The sequence below is a fragment of the Paenibacillus sp. FSL K6-0276 genome, assembly GCF_037977235.1.
In the GTDB taxonomy this organism is placed as follows: Bacteria; Bacillota; Bacilli; order Paenibacillales; family Paenibacillaceae; genus Paenibacillus_AQ.
Window position 1 is genome coordinate 1,031,039 of the sequence record NZ_CP150276.1, and the last position, 21,577, is coordinate 1,052,615.

Here is a 21,577-nt window from a genome sequence, read left to right on the forward strand (position 1 = left end):
GACTAATGTCCGTCATGTGTAGTGCTCTCTTCATCCAGTTCTGGATTAGGTTTGCTATTGAATTCCGTCTCGCTAGATGGTGCAGGAGCCGGGTGAATTTCTTTATTATCTTGATGTTCCATACTTCCATTATCCATATCCATCTCTGTACCATTATTACTCATATGGTCACCGTGATTTCCCGGAGGAGGGCTAAAGGATAAGTGGGTATTGGTGTAGGTTTTACGTCCGACAAATTCCATTTCCAGAAGGCTCTTGAATTCTTTTTCTGTAAGAGGACCTGCTGTTTCTTTAACGTCTTTCACCCATTCCTTGTAGTCCTTATCCGTCATCGCAAGTGCCTCAAACTCCATGTGGGCAAAACCCTTACCATTAAAGTTCGCATTTCTTCCGACATAAGAACCTACAGTATCCGCTGAAAGATGTAGTGTTGTAAGCATGTCGCTCATCGCGTACTTCTGTCCTCCCAATTGTGGGATCCAGAGACTTGAGATCGTACCGAAAGAGTACAATCTGAACTCTACAGCGCGGTGAACTGGAATGTTAACGTAGTTTACTGTTTCAATACCTTCCTCTGGATAGCTGAAATGCCATTTCCAGTTGGAAGAGGAAGCATAGATTACAAGCGGCTTCTGATCTTTATAGTCCGCTGCAACGTTTTCTACATCAATTGTCGTTTTGACGGTGACCACGGAGAGGAACGACACGATAATAATCGGAATCGTAATCCAGATGGCCTCCAACCATTTGTTTCCTTCCTCGTGAGGAGGAATATAATCTTCGTTACTTTTCTTAGCGCGGTACTTCACGAGTACGAAGACATATAAGATGTAGACAACTGCTAGAACACCGAGCATCATAACAATGGAGAGGATGATCGTGTCAGACAAAGTTCTTGCAGCCGGCCCCTTCGGATTCAGAACAGCGATTGAACTGCATCCTGGCAAGAGTAAAATTAGGCTGAGAAATAAAGCGTATAACGGTCCCTTTTTGTTCATGCTTAAGCTCCTTCCTTCAATACTTATATTAATAACCCTCATCATTACCTTCATATATAGTAAGAACTAATGAGAAAGAAAGCAAAAGACTTATTTTACCATCTGAACCATAATAGTCCTTAATAATGGCGAACAAGTTAAATATGTGTGATTAATTTGTTACAAGTTCCTAATGATATGATAAAGATCACTGTAGCGGCGCAGTTTATGGATATTTTTTTCTGTTCAAACTTTGTTCAATAATTTACTAATGTTGCTAATTTGGACACATCTATTTTGTGCAAAAGGACTATAATTTAACCATTTTTTGTTGGTGTGATAGGATTTGAGTGGAATACATATTTTGATGATCTTTGTCGAAATTTCTGCAAATGACAAAAAGGGTAACAAATTATTCTGCATTAAGTTACAATCTCTCAAATTTCTTTCTATTAATCTATGGTAAGGTTATAGGTAAATATACAAGATGGGAGATTTTTTAAGATGTTTAAAAAGAAAGTTTGGCTATTATTTATAGTATTTTTCGTATGTACGGGTTTGGTACGAGAGATAGATACAGTGAATGCTGCGGGTGCAGGATCCCTGAAGTTAGGGGTAAACGATAAATTAACTGAAATTGAAGCAGTGTCGATAAAAGATACATATTTTGTTCCACTGCGTGATTTGTCACTGGAAACGAATCTGGTTCTAACTCTTCAGGGTGATGGCATTAATGTTAAGGGAAACAATGGATCCATCAAACTGCTGAATGATCACGCAACTGCTCTTCTCCCTAATGGAAAGACAATTGCATTAGATACATTTTTGAAAAATGGAAGAACGATGGTTCCTGTGAAGATGACCTCTCATCTTGGATTTTTAATTTCGTTTAAGCCAGTTGAATCTTTATTAAGAGTTCATAATTCCGGGGCTAAATTAAACGATGCTGCATTTGTGAATCAACATAAGAAGGCTTTGCAGCCGAATGTAACTACAGGGACGACGGGCACGAAGGGGAAAGTCGTATATCTTAGCTTTGATGATGGTCCATCCGCCACAACCTCTCAATTACTTGATATATTGGCGAAATATGATGCGAAGGCTACCTTCTTCATGTTAGGGAATAACATGAACGCACACGCGTCTCAAGTGAAACGCTTAGTGAAGGAAGGACATGCGCCTGGTTTACACGGTATGACACATGTGAAAGATAAATTTTATGCTTCTCCGGCTTCTGCGTTGAAAGAGATGAATGACGATAATGCGATTCTGAAGAAACTTACTGGTCAAAGTACAACACTGATTCGTACACCTTACGGTAGTAAACCTTATTTAACAAAACCCTTTAGAGATAAAGTACTAACTCAAGGTTATCATCTGTGGGATTGGAACGTTGACTCTGAGGATTGGAGATATAAGAACGATAGTAATTCCATCTATAATACGGTTATGAGAGAGGTTCATGGTCTGAAGAAGAGCAGCCCTGTGATTCTAATGCATGATCAAAAGGCTACACTTAAAGTTCTTCCACGCATCCTAGCGACGCTGAAGAAAGAGGGTTACGAGTTTCATATTATTACTTCAGATATGACACCTAACAATTTTTGGAAGGATCATCGCTAAAATTGATAGTAAGATTGAATAATAGAAGAGTATTCATATTGTTGAGGCGACAGATTTGATCTGTCGTCTTTTTTTTTTTTTTTTTTTTTTTTGTCCGAAATCGTTGTAGTTTTGACACAAGTAAGGCCCTCTAATCTATCGACGTAGTTCACCTGCCATGTTATCATGATACTCTGATAACGTATTACCGAACTAAAGCACACACTGCTGTGTCAACGATGGGGGATAAAAGAGATGAAGAACAAAGCAATTTTAGTCTTATTAATGATTATGGTAATTACTGCATTGGCAGGCTGCTCAGCTTCAGGGAGTAAGGATGGAAAGCTGATCATCGGAATCGATGATAAGTTCGCTCCAATGGGCTTCAGAGATGAGAACAACGAAATCGTTGGTTTTGATATTGATTATGCCAGAGCGGCTGCTGAGAAAATGGGCAAAGAAATCATTTTTCAGCCAATCGACTGGTCAGCAAAGGAGTCAGAACTAAACAGCGGACGCATTGATATGATTTGGAATGGGTACACCATCACGGATGAACGCAAGGAAAAGGTATTATTCACTAAGCCTTATCTTGAGAATAGCCAGGTAGTAGTCGTATTAGCGGATTCATCGATTTCGAAGCTTAAGGATTTGGCTGGTAAAGAGGTAGGGCTCCAAAGTTTATCATCAGCTGCTGATGCCTTGAATGAGAATCCGATTAAAGACAAAATTGCTAATATATCAGAATTTCCAGATAACGTCCTAGCCCTCACAGACTTGAAGACTAAACGCCTGGATGGTGTAGTTATTGATGAAGTTGTGGCTAGATATTATATGTCAAAAGAGCCTCATGCCTTTAAACTGTTAGATGAATCGCTTGCGCCTGAGCAGTACGGGATTGGAATTAAGAAAGGTAATGAGGCACTGCTAGAGGAGCTTCAGAAAGCTCTGGATGAAATGAATAGTGATGGAACGGCTGAGGAGATTTCCACGAAGTGGTTTGGTGAAAATAAGGTACTGAAATAGATTGTTAACACTTAGGAGTCGGTTGTAGAAATGAATATGGATTATAGTATAAAAATTGCAGGACCGATGTTAGAGGGAGCGCGTACGACTGTTTTATTGTTCCTTATTGTTATTTTGGTGTCGATTCCGCTCGGGTTCCTAGTCACTTTGATGGCGAAGAGCGTGTTCAAACCCTTGGCATGGATTGCGCATAGCTATATTTATGTCATGCGGGGAACACCTCTTTTATTGCAATTGTTGTTTTTTTGCTTTGGTTTACCACAGATTCCGGTGATTGGACAATATCTGGTCATGGACCGCTTCGTTGCGGCGAGTCTTGGATTTATTCTTAACTACGGGGCATATTTCGCAGAGATCTTCCGTGGGGGCATGCTCTCCATTGATAAAGGACAGCATGAAGCAGCCAAGGTGCTCGGACTGAGTAAATGGCAGACGCTGCGCAAGGTAATCCTAGCTCAAATGTTTAGGGTAGCTTTGCCAGCTGTGGCAAATGAATCGATTTCACTAGTCAAAGATACGGCTCTACTGTATGCCGTTGCTGTACCGGAGTTACTGAATTATGCTAAAACAGCAGTAAACCGAGACTTTACAGTAACCCCTTTTGTGGTGGCAGGAGTTATCTATTTGTTGATGACGCTGGTACTGACCTTATTCTTCAAAGCACTGGAAAAACGTTTCAAATTTGAGTAGAAGGACTGTCTGAATATGAGTAGCATGATAGAAGTAAGGGATTTACAGAAATCCTTTGGCAATTTGGATGTGCTGAAGAATGTTAGTTTTAATATCCAGTCGGGTGAAGCCGTTGCAGTTATCGGGCCTTCCGGTTCGGGAAAGAGTACGATGCTTCGCAGTTTAGTGCATCTAGAAGAAGTTACGGGTGGGAGCATCTTTATCCAAGGCAAGTCGCTTGTGGAGAATGGTAAATACGCTAATGGAGCTAATATTCGTGAGATAACTGCGTCAATGGGAATGGTGTTTCAACACTTTAACCTATTCCCACACCTAACAGTGCGGGGTAACCTCGAGTTAGCTCCAAGGATGTTGAAACGGGAAAGTGTGAAGGAGATTACGGCTAGAAGCAAGGATTTGCTCTCCAAGGTAGGTCTTACTGAGAAAGCGGAGGTGTATCCTGCAAAACTGTCGGGCGGACAGAAGCAGCGGGTTGCCATCGCGAGAGCGTTAATGCTGAATCCAGATATTCTATTGTTCGACGAGCCTACCTCAGCGCTCGATCCTGAACTCACGGGTGAGGTGCTACGTGTTATCAGGCAACTCGCAGATGAGAATATGACGATGATTGTTGTAACTCATGAGATGAACTTCGCTCGTGATGTGGCGGATCGTGTGATTTTCATGGATAACGGTAAGATTACCGAGTCCGGAACACCAGAGCAGATTTTTGACAATCCGCAGCAGGAGCGAACCCGGATTTTTCTTAGTCAAGAGTGAGAAGGACATGGATGCTCCAGACTGATTCATAAAGTGTCTATTGATGAGAAAGAAGGGAGTGTCATAGTAGCCATGAGATGGCTGCTGTGACACTCCTTTTTTTGATTCTGATGTATGTTAATCCTTGCTGCTTATCGAATCATAGAAAGACTGCAAAAGTGCAGCTTTTTTAACAGATATCATCTTTATAAAGTTCAATTCCTGCAAATGCATTTGCAGGAATTAGTACTTTAGCGATCTTTCAATCCTAGAAAAATGTATTTTTACAGGTTTTTTCGCCATAACGTGTATTTGGCTGATGGGACAGACCATTCTTTTGGTTGACATAAAGATTCAACTGTATTAATAATAGTAGTACAGTTAATACACATGTGAAAGGTGTATATGCAACAAAGTGAAAGGTGTATATGCAACAAAGTGAAAGGAGGATGGTTATGTTTGAACTGGACGTTCGTAGTCGAAAGCCGATTTATGAGCGGCTGACCGATAAGGTCAAGGAAATGATTCTGCATGGGATTTTGCAGACGGATGAACAACTACCTTCGGTGAGGACGTTATCCCAGCAGCTAACCGTGAATCCCAATACGATTCAGAAAGCTTACAGGGAACTGGAACGCGAAGGGTATATCTATTCACTTCAGGGGAAAGGGAGTTTTGTAGCCCCAATGAAAAAAGAACAGAATGAAATCAAAAGGGCAGAGGTGCGGGACGAACTGCTGCGACTGATGGCAGAAGCGGTATACCTTGGATTCTCGGCAGCTGAGATAGGCGCATTGTATCAACAAGTTGAGAAACAAAGAGAAGGGGGGAAGAACAATGATTGAGATTCGGGGAGTCAGCAAGTTATTTCAAGGGGAGAAGGCGGTTGACGGTATTTCGTTAACGGTACATAAAGGAACGATTTATGGACTGCTCGGGTCTAATGGCGCAGGTAAAACTACGTTACTGAAGACATTGGCCGGCATTTACTCTCCGGATATGGGGACCGTGAAGGTGGATGGTGAACGAGTATTCGAACACCCGCAGACAAAGCAGAGGGTTATATTTATGCCGGATTCACCTTACTTTTTCCCTCAATCGTCGATTACGCAGATGGCATCTTTCTATCGTTCGATTTATCCGTGCTGGAATCAGAAGCGCTTTGAGAATTTGGGTTCTGTATTTCAATTGGACAGAAACCGTAAGCTCAGTCGTTTCTCAAAAGGGATGCAGCGCCAAGCATCATTCTGGCTAAGCTTGAGCTGTATGCCAGACGTGCTTATTATGGATGAACCCATTGACGGGCTAGATCCGGTGATGCGGCGTCAAATCAAAAACATACTGTTTCAAGAAGTAGCTGAACGAGAACTGACAGTAATAATTTCCTCGCATAATCTTCGAGAAATTGAGGACTTGTGCGATCATGTCGGGATTATGCATGCTGGGAAAATGTTGATAGAGAAGGATTTGGATGATCTTAAGGCAGATACCCATAAGATTCAAGTAGCCTTTCGAGATGAACGGCACGAGACAGCAATATCGGCCAAGCTGCAAATTTTACATCAAGAGCGCCGGGGTAGCGTGAACCTGTACATAGTAAAAGGGGATCGTGAGCGAATTACAGCAGCTTTTCACGTGTATGAGCCGTACGTATTCGATTTACTTCCATTGACGCTAGAGGAAATCTTTATTTATGAAATGGGGGATGCCGGATATGACGCGCAGCCGATACTTCTTTAATAGCAGCATCATTCGTCAGAACTTCCGCCAGCATGGCTGGATCGGAATTATATATGCGCTCGGTCTTTTATTTGCGCTTCCGCTGCAGATGTTCATGAGTAATAATCCTAATGCTGAGCCGCAGGAGATTGATAATTTATTCCGTATTGTCGGTGAGATGCAAATGGTATTCATCGTGAGCATCCCTGTTGTTGCTGGACTATTTATATTCTATTACCTGCAATCCAAATCGCCATCAGATATGTGGCATAGCCTGCCTCTTCGCCGCGAACATCTGCTGACTTCGCATTTAGTTAGTGGATTGCTTCTACTTCTGATACCCGTATGGCTGACTGCAGCAGTTGTGGCGATGGTTAGGCAGTGGGGCGGGAATCTATATATTTTTCAAGGAAATGATATTTGGAGCTGGTGTATTACGGTAAGCATACTTACGCTGTTCCTGTTCTGTCTAAGTGTTTTTGTTGGAATATGCTCAGGGCAATCTGTTTTACAGGGAATTATAATTTATGCGCTGCTCCTTCTACCAGCAGTAGGAATCTTGCTAATGAATAGTCATTTATCGATGTATTTATATGGTTATCCTGAGTTGTCCGCGTTCCATAACAATCTGGAAAATTGGTCACCGTTTATTCGTATGATGAATATTTCAGGTAATCCTTTTAGCTCAGTAGAATTGTGGATTTATGGGGGCTTGTCCGCTTTATTTATTGGATTATCCTATCTGTTATACCGTAAACGGCATTCGGAAAAAGCGGGTCAGACAATTGCGTTCGCGTATTTTAATCCTCTTTTTAAAGCGGGAATCATGGTTTGCTTTATGCTTATTGCTGGTAACTATTTTGCGCAAATGAAGCAGCAGCAGATAGGATGGGTCATTAGCGGATATGCAATTGGAGCGGTTGTCGGCTATATTGCAGCAGAAATGATCATTCGTAAAACATGGCAGATTATGACTCATAAAGTGCCCGTTGAATTTGCGATTTATACTGCATTGTTAGGTCTTCTCTTATATATCCCAGCATCTGGATTGACTGGATATGAAAATAAAGTGCCTTCTGAAGACAAAATCAGCGGTGTGTTTGCGGGAAGCAGCTATTGGATGTATAACAGGAATGGCGATTCGTATAGCGGCAATTTTTTAACGGATGCGGACCTTTTTTCTAATGATAAACAGTATATCGAGGCTGTCCGCAAGCTTCATCTAGCCGTTACAGCGACTCGTCCGGAGAATAAATCATCCAAACCTTATTATGACTATAGCCAATACCAATCGTTTACTGTAGCGTATAGCTTGGATAATGGCCGAGAATTGCTTAGAAAATATCTCGTGCCACTAAAAGGGTTCGAGCCAGAACTAAAAGCCGTAATGGAGTCTGAAGGATTCAAGCGTGCGCAGTATGCCGTTTCTCAATTGGAGAAGGATATAGATCTCATACGAATTAACAATTCTGTAGGGAATCTGAATAAGCAAGTAGTAATCTCAGATCCAGCAGAAATAACGGAATTCAAGGCGATTTTGACAAAAGAAATCTTGAATATGTCCTATGAAGATCAAACGGATGATAAGGCGGCAGTGGCGAATATAGCACCTATTGTTAATATTGATGGTATTGGGAGTAGCTCCTTCTTCAATTATTCATGGTCCGCTTCCTATCACGAGCTGGAGAAATGGATGGAGGAAAAAGGCTATGCTGACAAGGTTCGTAGTAACGCTGAGGATGTGGAGTCCGCAAAGCTTGTGAAGGTTGATCATAACCGTTCGCCTGAAAATGTATATGATCCTGAGTTACTATTGGAACTTGCGGACAAAGAGAACCAAGTCATTGTTACAGAGGACAAGGCATTGCTAGCGGATATTTTGAAACAGCAACGATACTATTCGTATAAGAACAGCAACTACCTGGTTAAGGTGCAATATAAGGGCGGCTATACGGATTTCACGATGTTAAAAGCATCGGATTTGACGCCTGGGTTGAAGGCGTTGCTGAGATAGGCTAAGTTAGAAGATTACAGATAATAGGCTATTGGTTGACAAAAACTGGATAGTTAGTTTATGCTTTTGGAGAGATGCTAAGTATTAAATAGAGCTGAGTAAATATAAATTGATCAGGGGGTAAGGACAGATGAATGAGAATATGAATAATCAACTTTCGTTTTTGTATAATGTTTATCCATATGATCGTCCATCTATCACCTTGGCTTACAGGTCAACCTCAGAACCAGTGTATTCATTTCCGGTTAAATAATATTACATTATTAACCGGTAAATATATCTGTAATTAGGTGAAGCCCGGCCATGGACGATGGAGTCCATGGTCTTTTTTGCATATTCAAAAGGTTAAAGGGGAGGAATTATATGACAGCAGTCCATCAATCCATCATTCAGCAGCTTCGAGCTATTGAATCTGAAGAACAGGTCCGCATTTTGTATGCGTGTGAATCAGGCAGTCGGGCTTGGGGATTTCCATCCAAGGATAGTGATTATGATGTTAGATTCCTATACATACGGCGCCCTGAGGCGTACTTATCCATTTTTGAGCACAGGGATGTAATAGAGCGACCGATTAGTGACATGCTCGATATAAACGGTTGGGACTTGAAGAAGGGCCTTAATTTATTTCGAAAATCGAACCCACCTCTGCTGGAATGGCTAGAGTCGTCTATCCGCTATGAAGAAAAGTACTCTATAGCCGAAAGTATCCGTGCGCTCTCACCACAAAGCTTTTCGCCTAAATCATGCATTTACCACTATTTGAACATGGCGCGAGGAAATTACCGTGATTATCTGCAAGGCAGCGAGGTCAAGATTAAGAAGTACTTTTATGTATTAAGACCACTCCTTGCGTGCGCCTGGATTGAAAAATATAACGAAGTGCCACCCCTCGATTTTAACGTGCTTGTACAAGATTTGATTCTGGAAGGTTCAGAATTACAGGAGGCCGTGCAGAATCTGTTATCTCGAAAAATTTCCGGTGATGAATTAAATCTGGGGCCGCGCTTGGATGTTATCAATATGTACATGGAGGATCGAATTGCTCATTACGAGAAGGTTGCTTCTGCTTTTGAACAGAGTGTTGGTGTTATGGATGAAGCGTTAGATGGCTTGTTCCGCTCAGCATTAATAGAGGTCTGGGGAGAAACAGGGAAGTGGAGCTGGTAAGTATGTAGTTCAATAATGGTTAAGGAGAGATGAAGTTTATGCATTTAATCATCAAGGCGACGGGGGCAGGGGCGGGAATGTTGTCTCATCTGCTGGCCAAAAATCCGCATAATTTATATGACAGGAGCGACAAAGAAGCCAGAGTACGCATAGTGTTCACTGCCGCTTCAGACGAAGAGACGGAGGCCGTTATCTATGTCACACCAGATCCAATTGCTCTAGTCAAAGGAAATGCTGCTCATAATGACATCACACAATATATTAACGATCGGGAGTTTGTTACGAGCAGCCGCTTCTGCTCCTATATCCGTCCTGCGCTAGGCACAGCACTTAACGGAAAGCCTAAGGAAGTATTTTTGCCTTGGGTGGATCACAAATTTCAATTGGAGTTGTCCTTTGGGCCAGTAGCATCGAACTTACCTGATCATACGATTGAGGAGCTGTTTCATGCGCTTGGTTACGAGCTTGAGCTTGAAAGAGGAGATGCGGTGTATTCTTTTGATTTAAAAAGTCGCAGCTCTGTTCGATACATTAAGATTCGCGGGGAGCAAACTCTACAAACGGCCCTCCGTCAATTGTTCGTTCTGATTCCGGCGCTGGATGATGATAAGCATTATTTTATTAGTGATGATGAGATCGAAAAAATAAAGCGGTACGGTGAAGGCTGGTTGGATAGTCATCCGTTACGTGGGTTAATTCTCAAGCGGTCACTACGATTTGCTAATCTTATTAAGCAATTTGATGGTGAGGAATCGACCCTTTCTTCTGAAAAAGTGGCTGTTACTTCTGCTGAGGTCTCAGCTGAGCCTAAAATTAGATTAAATGATCTGCGTTATGCAGCGATTGCGGAAACGGTAGAAGGGTTGGCCTTCAGGAGTAGTATTGTTGATTTTGGTTCCGGTGAAGGAAAACTTTCGGCAAGACTCGGAAGTGTGCCGGGCGTTAAGCAGATCTGGGCGGTTGAGCCTTCCGCAAACTCACAGCTACGGGCAATACAGCGTTTCTCGAAGCTTGAAGACAGGACGGGAGTTACAGTTCCAACACCAGTTACAGGTTCTTTGTTCTACTTCGATGAATCGCTGCGCAACAAGGATATTATGATTCTGTGTGAGGTTATTGAGCATATCGACGAATATAGGTTGGCTCGAGTGATGGAGACCATTTTGACGGAATATTGTCCTAAGGTATTGATCTTGACTACACCGAACAAGGATTATAACGAGGTGTATGAGATGGATGCGGAAGAAATGCGGCATGGTGATCACCGTTTTGAATGGGGACGAGAGGAGTTCTCCGCTTGGTGTAAACGCTGGACGAGTTCCTTTGATTATTCGGTTGATTTTAAAGGGATTGGCGAAGCTTCGGACACTTTCGGATACCCGACACAGATGGCTATATTTAGTAGGGAGGGGACATTGTAATGACTATGGAAGAGCAAAGGGAAAGGCAGAGAACTATTTCTTTTCCGCATGCAGGAATTATTGTACTAGTTGGTCCCTCTAATAGTGGCAAGACCACTTTACTGCGGAGATTAGTGGATGAAGGAACGCTGTTGCAGACTGAAATCGTCTCATCAGATGATTACCGTACGATGCTTGGTGACACTGATTTTATGGATTGGAAGAATCGTCCCCGCGAGGAAGCGGATATTATTTTTAATGATTATCAGTTGCTCTCGAGTTTAGCCTTTGAAGCAATGAACTCAACGATTGCCATGCGCTGCCGACTAGGAAAGCTGACGGTGGTGGATGCTACACATTTGCAAGAGGACTTCCGTAAGCAATATTTAGATTTAGCAGACAAGCATAATGTTCCATGTATGGCCTGGGTGCTCGATGTTCCAGAGGAAACGCTGCTAGAGCGGGATATTCAGCGTGAGCATCCACGCGGTCGCCAGCGGGTCAAGCAACAATACGGACAGTTCAAGCGTTCGCTGCGCAGCATTAAGGACGAGGGCTTCACTTCGACTTATTTTTTAAAAAATACAGAGGCAGTTCTTTTTGAGCGTAAGCAGAACCCACTTTGGGTTGAAATCGGCGCAGGGCTTGATATTGTCGGCGACATTCATGGTTGTTACGAAGAGATGATCGAGCTGCTGGAAAGATTGGATTATAAGATAGACAAGCAAGGGCTGTACAAACACCCCGATGGTAGGCAGTTAATTTCTGTGGGTGATGTAATGAGTCGGGGGCCGGAATCGCTGAAGACGATGAGGTTTTGGAAAAAGCATGTGGATGCTGGAATCGCCCGCATGATCGACAGCAACCATGGCTGGAAAATCGCCCGTTACCTAGATGGCCGCAAAGTCACATTGAGTCATGGAGACGAGAATATCGCCGCTGAGCTGGAGGCATTTGCGCTAGAAGCAGGGGATGAGGAAGTAAAAAGGCTTAGAGAAGAACTCAAACAGTTTCTGTTGTCCGCACCTAGCCACTTGTTGTTTGGCCGTAATGGCGTGCGGCGGGTCGTAGTTACCCATGCAGGAATTCGCGATGAATATATCGGTAAACAGTCAAAGCGGATTCAGGACTTCTGCCGATACGGGGACACTGATGGTATGGACGGCAAGGGTGCTCCTGTAAGGAAAGAATGGTATGTCGAACACGAATCTGGAGAGATCATCGTCTGGGGGCATGATCCTAGACCTTTCCCTACAGTGGTTAAAAACACAGTGAACATCGACCAAGGCGCTGTCTTTGGCGGATCGTTAACTGCGTACCGTTATCCTGAACAACAATTTGTTAGTGTTAAAGCAAAGCGTGATTATGCAGGTGACCCAGATAGTCCGTTGATTCGCTGGGAGCGGGGGAGATTCTCGCCGCCTAACCTGCGTAAATTCGTAGAGGGCTATTCAGTTCAGACGGACCTTTATGGAGAGGTAACTGTACGTGGAGAATTCGTTAAAGCAGCGATAGATACGGTCTCTCACTTCACGGTTCCACTAGAGGAACTGGTGTATATCCCACCGACCATGAGTCCGCCGCCTTCAGTGTCTATGGATGAGAACTATTTGGAGCATCCGCGTGAAGCTTTTGCTTATTTCCGGGCACAAGGTGTTAAGACAATGATTGCGGAGAAAAAACATATGGGCAGCCGGGCCATCCTGTTATTATTCCGGGATGAAGAGGCGGCGCTATCGTATGTGGGTAGACCGACGCTAGGCACGATTTATACACGTACAGGTCGAGCCTTTTTTGACAGGGATACTGAATTTGAAGTGTTACGTAGGCTGAATGAGGATCTCGTACGGGCGAATTATTTTGCGAAAAACAACACGGATTTGCTGCTCCTAGATGCGGAGATCGTACCGTGGAACTTGAAAGCGCGTGAGCTGATTTCCTCTCAATATGCCCATGTGGCTGAAGCTGCTTTGCTGGATCGGGAGCATCTTTTGGAGAAGCTGCGTGAGGCCGAACGGTCAGGGCGAGATGTTGCCTCATGGATACTGGAAATGGAGGGAAAGCTCCAGAATGCTCATCTTTTTAAGGATGCTTTCCAAAAGTATTGCTGGGATGTAAGTGGATTAAACGGGATCAAGATTGCACCATTCCATACCCTTGCGCATAGCAGCCAAACTTTTTTTGAACACAGTCATCTTTGGCATATGGAGCATAATCGTGAACTAGCTGAGTTGTCACCTTTATTTATGGAGACTGAATACCGCACGGTTTGTAACGAAGCTGACGAGGAACAGGTGATCCGTTGGTGGGAAAAGATGACGGAGGACGGGCATGAAGGGATTGTCATCAAGCCGGAAACTTTTATAACACGTAATGGAGATAAAATGGTTCAGCCTGCACTTAAGGTGAGAGGGCGTAAATATCTGCATATTATCTATGGGATAGATTATTTACAGCCGGACAATCTTGTACGCCTCAAGCAGCGCAAAACAAGCAAAAAAGAGCGTCATGCCTTGATGGAATGTGCGCTTAGCCGGGAATCGGTGGAACGTTTTATTCGAAAAGAGCCGATAGAACGTGTACATGAATGTGTGCTTGCTGCGATGTCTTTGGAGTCTGATCCGGTAGATCCACGATTGTAGAATAGTACAAATTAATAATGAATTGAGGTGAAAATATAATGTTGAGCAATGCTGTAGAAGTGTCGTTAAGTAAATTTATGACTAAATTGCTTCGGCATACTCCGGAGCAATACGGTCTTATTTTGGACCCGGAGGATGGTTCCTGTACATTGGACGATTTGTTGTCTGTGCTGCTTGTGAAGACTCCTAGATGGTCTGAGGTGACTGTGGGAGATATTCAGCAAGTGGTTGCAGATTGCGAGAAGCAGCGATTTGAAATCGAAGGTGATCGAATTAAAGCACGTTACGGGCATAGTCATACGAAAATTACTTACGAGCCGGGGACTCCGCCATTGATTCTATATCACGGAACCCATTCTGGTGCGCTTCATGTCATTATGGAGGAAGGACTCCGACCAATGGGACGGCAGTATGTTCATTTGTCCGAAGGGACACATTTTGCCAGTCTGGCCGGAAGCCGCAGGGGAAATTTGACCCTGCTGACCGTTGATACGATTAGAGCAGGTCAAATGGGTGTAACCTTTTATTATGCGGGTAATGAGGTATGGCTGGCGACCCCTGTTCCGCCTTCCTGTCTTAATCTGTACACCCCGTAAGTTGAATTAGATTGTCGTTTGGTTAGGAGGCATAATAATATGGACGGAATCCCAGATCACCTAGATCACGGATTACAGATTGTTTTTATTGGTTTTAACCCCAGTATTCGTTCTGGCGAGTTAGGGCATCACTACGCGAATCCGCGAAATAATTTCTGGAGAATCTTGCACAATTCAGGACTTACTCCTAGGTTGTACGATGCGTCTGAGGACGGGGAACTGCTTAAACTGGGTTATGGTTTTACGAATATTGTTGCCAGGCCTACACGCGGAATCGACGATATTACTCGTGAGGAATATAATGAGGGCCGCGAATTGCTTCGTTCCAAGTTGGAACTATATCGCCCTCAGGTGGCTTGCTTCGTTGGAAAAGGGGTATATACGGAGTTTAGTCGTAGAACGAAAGCTAACTGGGGATTTCAAGGGGATGTACCTCCGAAGGTAGACGGTGTGCGTGAATTCGTCGCCCCTTCTTCCAGTGGATTGGTTAGAATGCCAATGGAGGAGATCGTCGGGATTTACCGTAGATTGGCTGAGTTTATACAAACCTAATAAAACATAAAACGAGCAAGATTCCAATTTGGAATCTTGCTCGTTTTATTTCTTCAGAGGTTTTATAAGTTAAGTCTCGATCAGTAGCAGAATAATAGAGGATAAAGATAAGCAGAGACTGATCAAGCATAGCACGGCAACGACTTGCTTCTGGCTCAGACCTGCACGGAGCAGGCGGTAATGAGCCTGGGTCGCATCGGCCTGGTAAATGGACTTGCCTTGGATAAAGCGTTTGACGACAACAAAAATATTGTCGAAGATCGGAACGCCCAGTGCCAGAATCGGGATGAACAACGACAGAACCGTGGCTTGCTTAAATGCGCCGTCGAGCGCGATTACGGCAAGGATAAAGCCAAGAAAGGTAGCCCCGGCATCGCCCATGAAGATTTTGGCAGGCGGTTTATTGTAACGTAGATAAGCAATGGTAACGCCGACTAGTGCAATCGCCATAACCGCAGAAGAGGATTGCCCCTTAGCTAACGCAACAATAAATAGTGTTACGGCGGAAATGGCAGTTAAGGCGCCAGCCAAACCATCCATACCATCCGAGAAGTTAATGACAGTTGTTACACCGAAGATCCAGATAATCGTCAACAGAAACTGTAGTACAACGGGGAGAACGATATAATCCCCAGAGAAGGGGTTGTAGAATCCTGTAAATGCATTACCGGAAAGATAAACAAGAACAGCTGCACTAACCTGAACAATCATTTTGGGTAGCGCTGGGAAATCTTTGCCCTTTGTTTTGTACCAGTCATCTATGGTACCTATGGTCAGCAGCAGCACGCCCCCTGCAAATAGTGCGATTGTCTCCATGGAGAATTCACGGGCAAATGCCAGATAAGTGATGAAGAATCCGATGAATATGGCGTAGCTGGCGGTAAGCGGTATAGGTTCTCTATGAATTTTACGCTCAACGTCTTGACGAGGCTTGTCCACAAAATCAAGTCGGAAAGCCAGTCTGCCGAGCGGCGGAATTAGGAAGTAGACGATTGAAAAAGATACTAGGAACGATAAAACGTATAATATGACGCTCACCACCGTTTTCTTTTTAAAATAACACAATTCGCTTAAAACTACATTAAAAAAGTAAAAATTTGTCGTCGGAATGATAAGTTGACTTGCTTGTATCGCTGTAGTACCTTTTTGAGAAAAGAGCTTTGGGGGATATTATGAAATACGCTGTTATTTTATTTGATGCCGACGATACACTGTTTGATTACGGAATGGCAGAAAGCCACGCGCTATCTAACGCATTTCTACACTTTGGGATGCCCACAGGCGCTGAGGATTATGCTGCCAGTTACCAGGAGATAAACCATGCACTGTGGCGGGATTTGGAGCAAGGGAAGATTAGTTCGGCGGCATTACGTGTGGAACGGTTTAATCGGTTATTTGCTGCGAATGCGCTGGAACTAAATCCTGAGGCTTTTAGTGAAGCGTATCTACGATTCTTAGGTGAAGGAACCTTTCTGATTCAGGGAGCGATCGAGCTGTGCGGGGAGCTTGCAGGCTGCCGACTGGCAATCATCACGAACGGAATTAAGGAAGTGCAGACTTCCAGAATCCAAGGTTCGCCGCTAAGTGATACGTTTGAGCAGATCATTATCTCAGAGGAGGCTGGCTGCCAGAAGCCAGAGATAGGGATTTTTGATTATGCTTTTGCCAAATTGGGGATTTCGGATAAGGAAAAAGTGCTGATTGTCGGTGATTCCTTAACTTCGGATATTCAAGGCGGCATTAATTATGGGATCGATACCTGCTGGTTCAACCCGCTGGGTAAGGAGAACACGTCGGGTGTTCAGCCAAAATATGAAATTAGAAGCCTATCGGAGCTATTAGACATTGTAGGGAAGATAGCTAATCTTCAATAAAAAATAAGGTGTGAGCGCATACGCGACTCACACCTTTTATTTAGTGAGCTGAAGAATCTTACTGCCGAGTATTATTACCTTCACGGTTGGGGCCCGCCATTGGGAGTTCGAAGAAAGTTAATTCGGTTCCGGGATTGCCCTTCTCATCCCCGTAGAATAAATGATACACTGAAATATCATCCTGGTTTACCGTCTTTTTAATGAGACGCAGTCCAAGTACTTCTGTATAGAACTTGAAGTTCTCCTGCGCTTTGCCTGTAATAGCGGATACGTGGTGAAGTCCTTTTAATGTTAAACTCATGGTAATTACCTCCGTGTGAATGCTTATTATGAGTAAGTTATATTATTCGTTAGAAATTTAGTGAATATTATTAAGTTACTATAATTTCAATAGTAAAGTGCATTTTTTGCAAGTGGATATTTATAATTCATGAAATCTAATCCATAGATAAGGAGAGAGTAAAATGCATACAACAGCTAGTTTAATAAGGCAATTACAGGAACTGAACCTTGATCCACACGGGACCATTCTGGTCCATTCCTCATTAAAAAGTATTGGGGAAGTAGATGGAGGGGCGAACACAGTGCTGGATGTACTCAGTGAATATATGAAGGATGGGCTGCTCGTACTGCCAACTCATACATGGGCTTATATTAATGCAGACAATCCACGGTTCTCTGTTCTAGATTCCCCATCTTGTGTAGGTATATTACCGGAGCTGTTCCGTAAACGTCTAGGCGTTATTCGCTCTTGGCACCCGACACATTCAGTAGCGGCTTTAGGTGCAGATGCTAAGGAATTCACTACAGGGGATGAACGATGGGATACGCCGTGCGCCCGTGGTTCAGTGTGGGGTAAGCTGCTTGATCGAAAGGCGGAAATTGTACTGCTTGGTGTCGACCTCCGGCGAAATACGTTCATCCACGGCATTGAAGAGTGGGTCGATACTCCAGGCAGAATGACGGATAGCCATGAAGAACTGTATACGGTGACACCGGCCGGTGATGAGATCATGGTGCCTTCTCGCAGACATTGTGGTCTCTCTTGGTCGGAGCATTTTTGGAAGGTGGAGCGTGAGCTTGAAGAAGGTGGTGCTATGCGCAAGGGGAATTTTGGAGATGCGCTGGTTAGGGTATGCGGGACGGTGGAGACTACATGTATTCTAAGCCAGATGTTGAAAGAGAATCCGGATCTTTTCTCAGATAATGAACCGCTACATGGTGAAGTCAAGCCGGTACCACTTCCAAAGACGAGACGTGAACAACCTTAGAAGATGCTACTAGATTTGCGATGAATCATTTTTCAAACCGCACAATCTGGAAGCTGCTATCAATGTATGGTATATTAATCTCACTAAAACATAGTAAGGAGATTGGAAATGGAAAAAACATTGGTTTTTGGACACAAAAATCCGGATACGGATACCATTTGTTCTGCAATTGCTTATGCTGCACTCAAAAAGGAATTAGGCTGGGATGCTGAGCCAGTTCGTCTAGGAGACGTTAGTGGTGAAACGCAATTTGCGCTTGATCATTTTGGAGTAGAGGCTCCACGTCTCGTAGAGAACGTAGCTGGAGAAGCAAAACAGGTTATTCTTGTTGACCATAACGAACGCCAACAAAGTGCGAATGACATTGATCAAGTACGTGTGGTTGAAGTTATCGACCATCACCGGATTGCTAACTTTGAGACTGCACATCCGTTATACTATCGTGCTGAGCCAGTAGGCTGTACAGCTACTATTCTTAACAAGATGTATAAAGAAAACGGAGTTGCTATCCCTAAAGAAATCGCCGGATTGATGCTGTCTGCGATCATTTCCGATTCCTTGTTGTTTAAATCACCAACTTGCACAGCGGAAGATGTAGCTGCAGCACGCGAGCTTGCTGAAATCGCTGGTGTGGATGCAGAAAGCTATGGTCTCGACATGCTGAAAGCCGGAGCTGATCTTAGCGACAAGAGTATCGCTCAGCTTATCTCGCTGGATGCTAAGGAATTCAAAATGGGCGAATACAAAGTGGAAATCGCACAAGTAAACGCGGTGGATGTTAATGATGTTCTGTCCAAACAGGCTGAACTGGAAACAGCTCTTACTTCCATTATTGATGAAAAAGGATTGGATCTGTTCCTGTTCGTAGTTACAGATATCCTCAATAACGATTCTGTAGGTCTTGCTCTAGGCCGTGTTGCAGGCGCAGTAGAACAAGCCTATAACGTGAAGCTAGATGACAATAAAGCACTTCTAAAAGGTGTAGTATCCCGCAAATCGCAAATCGTACCCGTTCTTACAGAGACGATTGCTAAACTGTAAGGCATTTTGAAGATACATTAGAAAGAGCTCATGCCCCCATCAGTAATTATGATGGTGACATGAGTTCTTTTTGTTTTACGACGTATTCTGCTACAATATTTTGGGAGGGAATCATCTGATTCTTTTTTTATTGTATGACCTGCGAACCAACATGTGGAATATAACAAAGAGACAGGGGATATTAAGAATGGAATTGTTTGCAGCAATGGAGCGGGACGATTACGAGGAACTGTTGTTTTGTCAGGATAAAGCCTCAGGATTAAAGGCCATCATCGCAATTCATGATACGACTTTAGGGCCCGCACTGGGTGGAACACGGATGTGGACCTATGCTACAGAAGAGGATGCAATTGTTGACGCGCTTCGATTAGCGAAAGGAATGACATACAAAAATGCAGTATCCGGCCTGAATTTAGGTGGTGGGAAAACAGTTATTATAGGGGACCCCAAGAAGGATAAGAATGAAGCTATGTTCCGTGCTTTTGGGAGATACATACAGGGCTTGAATGGACGCTACATAACAGCTGAGGATGTTGGCACTACAGAAGAGGATATGAACATTATCTATCAGGAGACAGATTATGTTACAGGTACATCTCCTACATACGGTTCCTCGGGTAATCCGTCTCCAGCTACGGCTTACGGCGTATACCAAGGGATGAAGGCAGCGGCCAAAGCAGCATTTGGCAGTGATTCACTTGAAGGGAAGACTGTAGCCGTTCAAGGCGTTGGGAATGTGGCTTTTTCGCTGTGCAAGCATCTTCATGAAGAGGGCGCTCAGCTTATCGTAACTGATATTCATAAAGAAGCTGTGGGGCGCGCAGTAGAGGCTTATGGCGCCAAAGCCGTCGATCCCGCAGATATTATCAGTACAGACTGTGATATCTATGCTCCGTGTGCACTCGGAGCAACGATCAATGATGAGTCCCTACAAGTAATTAAGGCGAAGGTGATCGCAGGAGCAGCCAACAATCAATTGAAAGAATCCTATCATGGCGATGCTCTTCACGAAATGGGCATTGTATATGCTCCTGATTATGTGATTAATGCCGGTGGCGTTATTAATATCGCGGATGAGCTGAACGGCTATAATAAGGAACGTGCGTTTAAGCAGGTTTCAAAAATATACGATAACATCACCCGCGTGCTGGAAATCTCACGTCTGAACGGAATTCCCACTTATGCGGCTGCAAATCAGCTTGCAGAGGAACGGATATCCTTATTAAGAAATAGTCGTAGCACCTTCCTGCGTAATGGTCAACATGCACTTAGCAGAAGATCACTACGGGGATAAGTCGCAAAGAAACTTCAATCAATCATGTATTATAAAAAAACTCGGCAGTCCCTCCGAATCACTTTCCGGATGGGAGCTTGCCGAGTTTTTTTATTGTACCTTTTGCGGTTCTGGGTATGTGACGCCAAGTGTGTCGACGGTTACTTTCTTCATCACTGGTGGCTCTTCCGGACGATCTGAACTGTCTGTTTTCAAGCCAACAATGGATTTAACAACTTCCATGCCTTCGGTAACTTTACCAAAAGCGGCATAGCTTCCATCTAGACTAGGATATGCTGCGTCCATAATAAAGAATTGGGAACCGGCAGAATCTGGAGCCTGCGATCTTGCCATGGACAGAACGCCTTCCGTGTGCAACAGGTTATTGGTGAACCCGTTTCCGGAGAATTCTCCAGCAATACTATACCCTGGACCACCCATGCCTGTACCATCTGGGTCTCCACCTTGAATCATGAAGTCAGGGATAACTCTATGGAATATGGTACCGTCATAAAATCCTTTTTGAATCAGTGAGATAAAATTGTTCACGGTGTTTGGGGCAACTTCAGGATAAAGCTCGGCTTTGATGATGCCTCCATCTCCCATCTCAATGGTCACTAAGGGATGGCTTGCTGTAGCTGAAGGAAGTCCTTCGTTAGAGGCAGCGCCTTCCCCAGGAGTTGTCTCATTACTTGCGTTATTTCCTGCTGCTCCACTGCTGCTTCCATTATTACCACTGGCATTGTTATTGGTAGGCTTGTTGCCGCAACCTGCTGCAATAACCATCACCAAGCATAACATGACCATTAGGATAGCAGATCTTGTTCGTGTAGACTTCACTGGTTAATCTCTCCTTTTTCTTAATTAATCTCATAGGTACTCTCATAATAACTCGTTTGTCCCATTACATGCAAAGGTCAGTTGTGACGTGAGGGATTGGCACATTTTCAAAAGAGGTTTACAATAGTAGGAATGTTTCCGAGAGAACATCAAGA

Annotated in this window: 19 protein-coding genes and 1 pseudogene; 16 read left to right on the top strand and 4 right to left on the bottom strand. The window is 43.7% G+C overall.

Going from position 1 to position 21,577, the window contains the following annotated elements; genetic code table 11:
- Positions 1-2: 2 nt before the first annotated feature.
- Complete coding sequence (gene qoxA, locus MHH52_RS04585; protein WP_340006922.1) at positions 3-998, bottom strand: cytochrome aa3 quinol oxidase subunit II; 996 nt, start codon at positions 996-998, stop codon at positions 3-5.
- A gap of 483 nt (positions 999-1,481) precedes the next feature.
- On the opposite strand from qoxA, the gene MHH52_RS04590 reads away from it, so the two are divergent.
- The 12 genes from MHH52_RS04590 to MHH52_RS04645 all read left to right on the top strand — a co-directional run bounded on the left by MHH52_RS04590 (position 1,482) and on the right by MHH52_RS04645 (position 15,123).
- Positions 1,482-2,600, top strand: coding sequence for a polysaccharide deacetylase family protein (locus MHH52_RS04590; RefSeq protein WP_340006924.1), 1,119 nt, complete (start codon positions 1,482-1,484; stop codon positions 2,598-2,600).
- A gap of 234 nt (positions 2,601-2,834) precedes the next feature.
- On the top strand, positions 2,835-3,605 hold the full coding sequence (locus MHH52_RS04595) for an amino acid ABC transporter substrate-binding protein (RefSeq protein ID WP_340006926.1): 771 nt from the start codon (positions 2,835-2,837) through the stop codon (positions 3,603-3,605).
- Between the two features lie 30 nt (positions 3,606-3,635).
- The gene (locus MHH52_RS04600) at positions 3,636-4,295 is read left to right on the top strand and encodes an amino acid ABC transporter permease (RefSeq protein ID WP_340006927.1); all 660 of its coding nucleotides are present in this window, start codon (positions 3,636-3,638) and stop codon (positions 4,293-4,295) included.
- A gap of 9 nt (positions 4,296-4,304) precedes the next feature.
- Positions 4,305-5,054: an amino acid ABC transporter ATP-binding protein gene (locus MHH52_RS04605; RefSeq protein WP_340009484.1), complete on the top strand. Its 750-nt coding sequence runs from the start codon at positions 4,305-4,307 to the stop codon at positions 5,052-5,054.
- Positions 5,055-5,488: 434 nt separating this feature from the next.
- Entirely contained in the window at positions 5,489-5,878 is a 390-nt protein-coding gene (locus MHH52_RS04610) for a GntR family transcriptional regulator (protein ID WP_340006928.1), read from the top strand.
- Positions 5,871-6,773, top strand: coding sequence for an ABC transporter ATP-binding protein (locus MHH52_RS04615; protein ID WP_340006929.1), 903 nt, complete (start codon positions 5,871-5,873; stop codon positions 6,771-6,773). Before MHH52_RS04610 ends, MHH52_RS04615 begins: the two co-directional genes overlap by 8 nt.
- A complete protein-coding gene (locus tag MHH52_RS04620; RefSeq protein ID WP_340006930.1) occupies positions 6,748-8,766 on the top strand; it encodes a hypothetical protein in 2,019 nt (672 codons plus the stop codon). The genes MHH52_RS04615 and MHH52_RS04620 overlap by 26 nt, the downstream gene beginning before the upstream one ends.
- 363 nt (positions 8,767-9,129) lie before the next feature.
- A complete protein-coding gene (locus MHH52_RS04625) occupies positions 9,130-9,933 on the top strand; it encodes a nucleotidyltransferase domain-containing protein (RefSeq protein WP_340006932.1) in 804 nt (267 codons plus the stop codon).
- 38 nt (positions 9,934-9,971) lie between these two features.
- Entirely contained in the window at positions 9,972-11,354 is a 1,383-nt protein-coding gene (locus tag MHH52_RS04630; RefSeq protein ID WP_340006933.1) for a 3' terminal RNA ribose 2'-O-methyltransferase Hen1, read from the top strand.
- A gap of 5 nt (positions 11,355-11,359) precedes the next feature.
- Positions 11,360-13,975, top strand: a complete 2,616-nt coding sequence (locus MHH52_RS04635; protein ID WP_340009486.1) for a polynucleotide kinase-phosphatase — start codon at positions 11,360-11,362, stop codon at positions 13,973-13,975.
- A gap of 38 nt (positions 13,976-14,013) precedes the next feature.
- Positions 14,014-14,571 (top strand): RNA 2'-phosphotransferase, encoded by a 558-nt coding sequence (locus MHH52_RS04640; RefSeq protein WP_340006935.1) that lies wholly within the window; start codon positions 14,014-14,016, stop codon positions 14,569-14,571.
- A 39-nt stretch (positions 14,572-14,610) separates the two neighbouring features.
- Positions 14,611-15,123 (top strand): mismatch-specific DNA-glycosylase, encoded by a 513-nt coding sequence (locus MHH52_RS04645; protein WP_313638130.1) that lies wholly within the window; start codon positions 14,611-14,613, stop codon positions 15,121-15,123.
- A gap of 69 nt (positions 15,124-15,192) precedes the next feature.
- On the opposite strand, the gene MHH52_RS04650 is transcribed toward MHH52_RS04645, so the two are convergent.
- On the bottom strand, positions 15,193-16,152 hold the full coding sequence (locus MHH52_RS04650; protein ID WP_340009488.1) for an MraY family glycosyltransferase: 960 nt from the start codon (positions 16,150-16,152) through the stop codon (positions 15,193-15,195).
- 143 nt (positions 16,153-16,295) lie between these two features.
- Between MHH52_RS04650 and MHH52_RS04655 the strand changes: the two genes are divergently transcribed.
- Positions 16,296-16,997: a YjjG family noncanonical pyrimidine nucleotidase gene (locus MHH52_RS04655; protein WP_340006936.1), complete on the top strand. Its 702-nt coding sequence runs from the start codon at positions 16,296-16,298 to the stop codon at positions 16,995-16,997.
- A 67-nt stretch (positions 16,998-17,064) separates the two neighbouring features.
- Here the strand turns inward: MHH52_RS04655 and MHH52_RS04660 are convergent.
- Positions 17,065-17,298, bottom strand: a pseudogene (locus MHH52_RS04660) (VOC family protein); the annotation flags it as partial.
- Between the two features lie 163 nt (positions 17,299-17,461).
- Here MHH52_RS04660 and MHH52_RS04665 point away from each other — a divergent pair.
- The 3 genes from MHH52_RS04665 to MHH52_RS04675 all read left to right on the top strand — a co-directional run bounded on the left by MHH52_RS04665 (position 17,462) and on the right by MHH52_RS04675 (position 20,603).
- Positions 17,462-18,268 (top strand): AAC(3) family N-acetyltransferase, encoded by an 807-nt coding sequence (locus MHH52_RS04665; RefSeq protein ID WP_340006937.1) that lies wholly within the window; start codon positions 17,462-17,464, stop codon positions 18,266-18,268.
- Positions 18,269-18,376: 108 nt separating this feature from the next.
- Positions 18,377-19,309 (top strand): manganese-dependent inorganic pyrophosphatase, encoded by a 933-nt coding sequence (locus MHH52_RS04670; protein WP_340006938.1) that lies wholly within the window; start codon positions 18,377-18,379, stop codon positions 19,307-19,309.
- A 187-nt stretch (positions 19,310-19,496) separates the two neighbouring features.
- Complete coding sequence (locus tag MHH52_RS04675; protein ID WP_340006939.1) at positions 19,497-20,603, top strand: Glu/Leu/Phe/Val dehydrogenase; 1,107 nt, start codon at positions 19,497-19,499, stop codon at positions 20,601-20,603.
- A 90-nt stretch (positions 20,604-20,693) separates the two neighbouring features.
- On the opposite strand, the gene MHH52_RS04680 is transcribed toward MHH52_RS04675, so the two are convergent.
- The gene (locus MHH52_RS04680; RefSeq protein ID WP_313638167.1) at positions 20,694-21,389 is read right to left on the bottom strand and encodes a peptidylprolyl isomerase; all 696 of its coding nucleotides are present in this window, start codon (positions 21,387-21,389) and stop codon (positions 20,694-20,696) included.
- Positions 21,390-21,577: the final 188 nt, after the last annotated feature.

Coding starts and splice junctions, on each gene's coding strand:
- qoxA (WP_340006922.1), bottom strand. CDS start 998: ATGAACAAAAAGGGACCGTTATACGCTTTATTTCTCAGCCTAATTTTA.
- MHH52_RS04590 (WP_340006924.1), top strand. CDS start 1,482: ATGTTTAAAAAGAAAGTTTGGCTATTATTTATAGTATTTTTCGTATGT.
- MHH52_RS04595 (WP_340006926.1), top strand. CDS start 2,835: ATGAAGAACAAAGCAATTTTAGTCTTATTAATGATTATGGTAATTACT.
- MHH52_RS04600 (WP_340006927.1), top strand. CDS start 3,636: ATGAATATGGATTATAGTATAAAAATTGCAGGACCGATGTTAGAGGGA.
- MHH52_RS04610 (WP_340006928.1), top strand. CDS start 5,489: ATGTTTGAACTGGACGTTCGTAGTCGAAAGCCGATTTATGAGCGGCTG.
- MHH52_RS04615 (WP_340006929.1), top strand. CDS start 5,871: ATGATTGAGATTCGGGGAGTCAGCAAGTTATTTCAAGGGGAGAAGGCG.
- MHH52_RS04620 (WP_340006930.1), top strand. CDS start 6,748: ATGACGCGCAGCCGATACTTCTTTAATAGCAGCATCATTCGTCAGAAC.
- MHH52_RS04625 (WP_340006932.1), top strand. CDS start 9,130: ATGACAGCAGTCCATCAATCCATCATTCAGCAGCTTCGAGCTATTGAA.
- MHH52_RS04630 (WP_340006933.1), top strand. CDS start 9,972: ATGCATTTAATCATCAAGGCGACGGGGGCAGGGGCGGGAATGTTGTCT.
- MHH52_RS04635 (WP_340009486.1), top strand. CDS start 11,360: ATGGAAGAGCAAAGGGAAAGGCAGAGAACTATTTCTTTTCCGCATGCA.
- MHH52_RS04640 (WP_340006935.1), top strand. CDS start 14,014: ATGTTGAGCAATGCTGTAGAAGTGTCGTTAAGTAAATTTATGACTAAA.
- MHH52_RS04645 (WP_313638130.1), top strand. CDS start 14,611: ATGGACGGAATCCCAGATCACCTAGATCACGGATTACAGATTGTTTTT.
- MHH52_RS04655 (WP_340006936.1), top strand. CDS start 16,296: ATGAAATACGCTGTTATTTTATTTGATGCCGACGATACACTGTTTGAT.
- MHH52_RS04665 (WP_340006937.1), top strand. CDS start 17,462: ATGCATACAACAGCTAGTTTAATAAGGCAATTACAGGAACTGAACCTT.
- MHH52_RS04670 (WP_340006938.1), top strand. CDS start 18,377: ATGGAAAAAACATTGGTTTTTGGACACAAAAATCCGGATACGGATACC.
- MHH52_RS04675 (WP_340006939.1), top strand. CDS start 19,497: ATGGAATTGTTTGCAGCAATGGAGCGGGACGATTACGAGGAACTGTTG.
- MHH52_RS04680 (WP_313638167.1), bottom strand. CDS start 21,389: ATGGTCATGTTATGCTTGGTGATGGTTATTGCAGCAGGTTGCGGCAAC.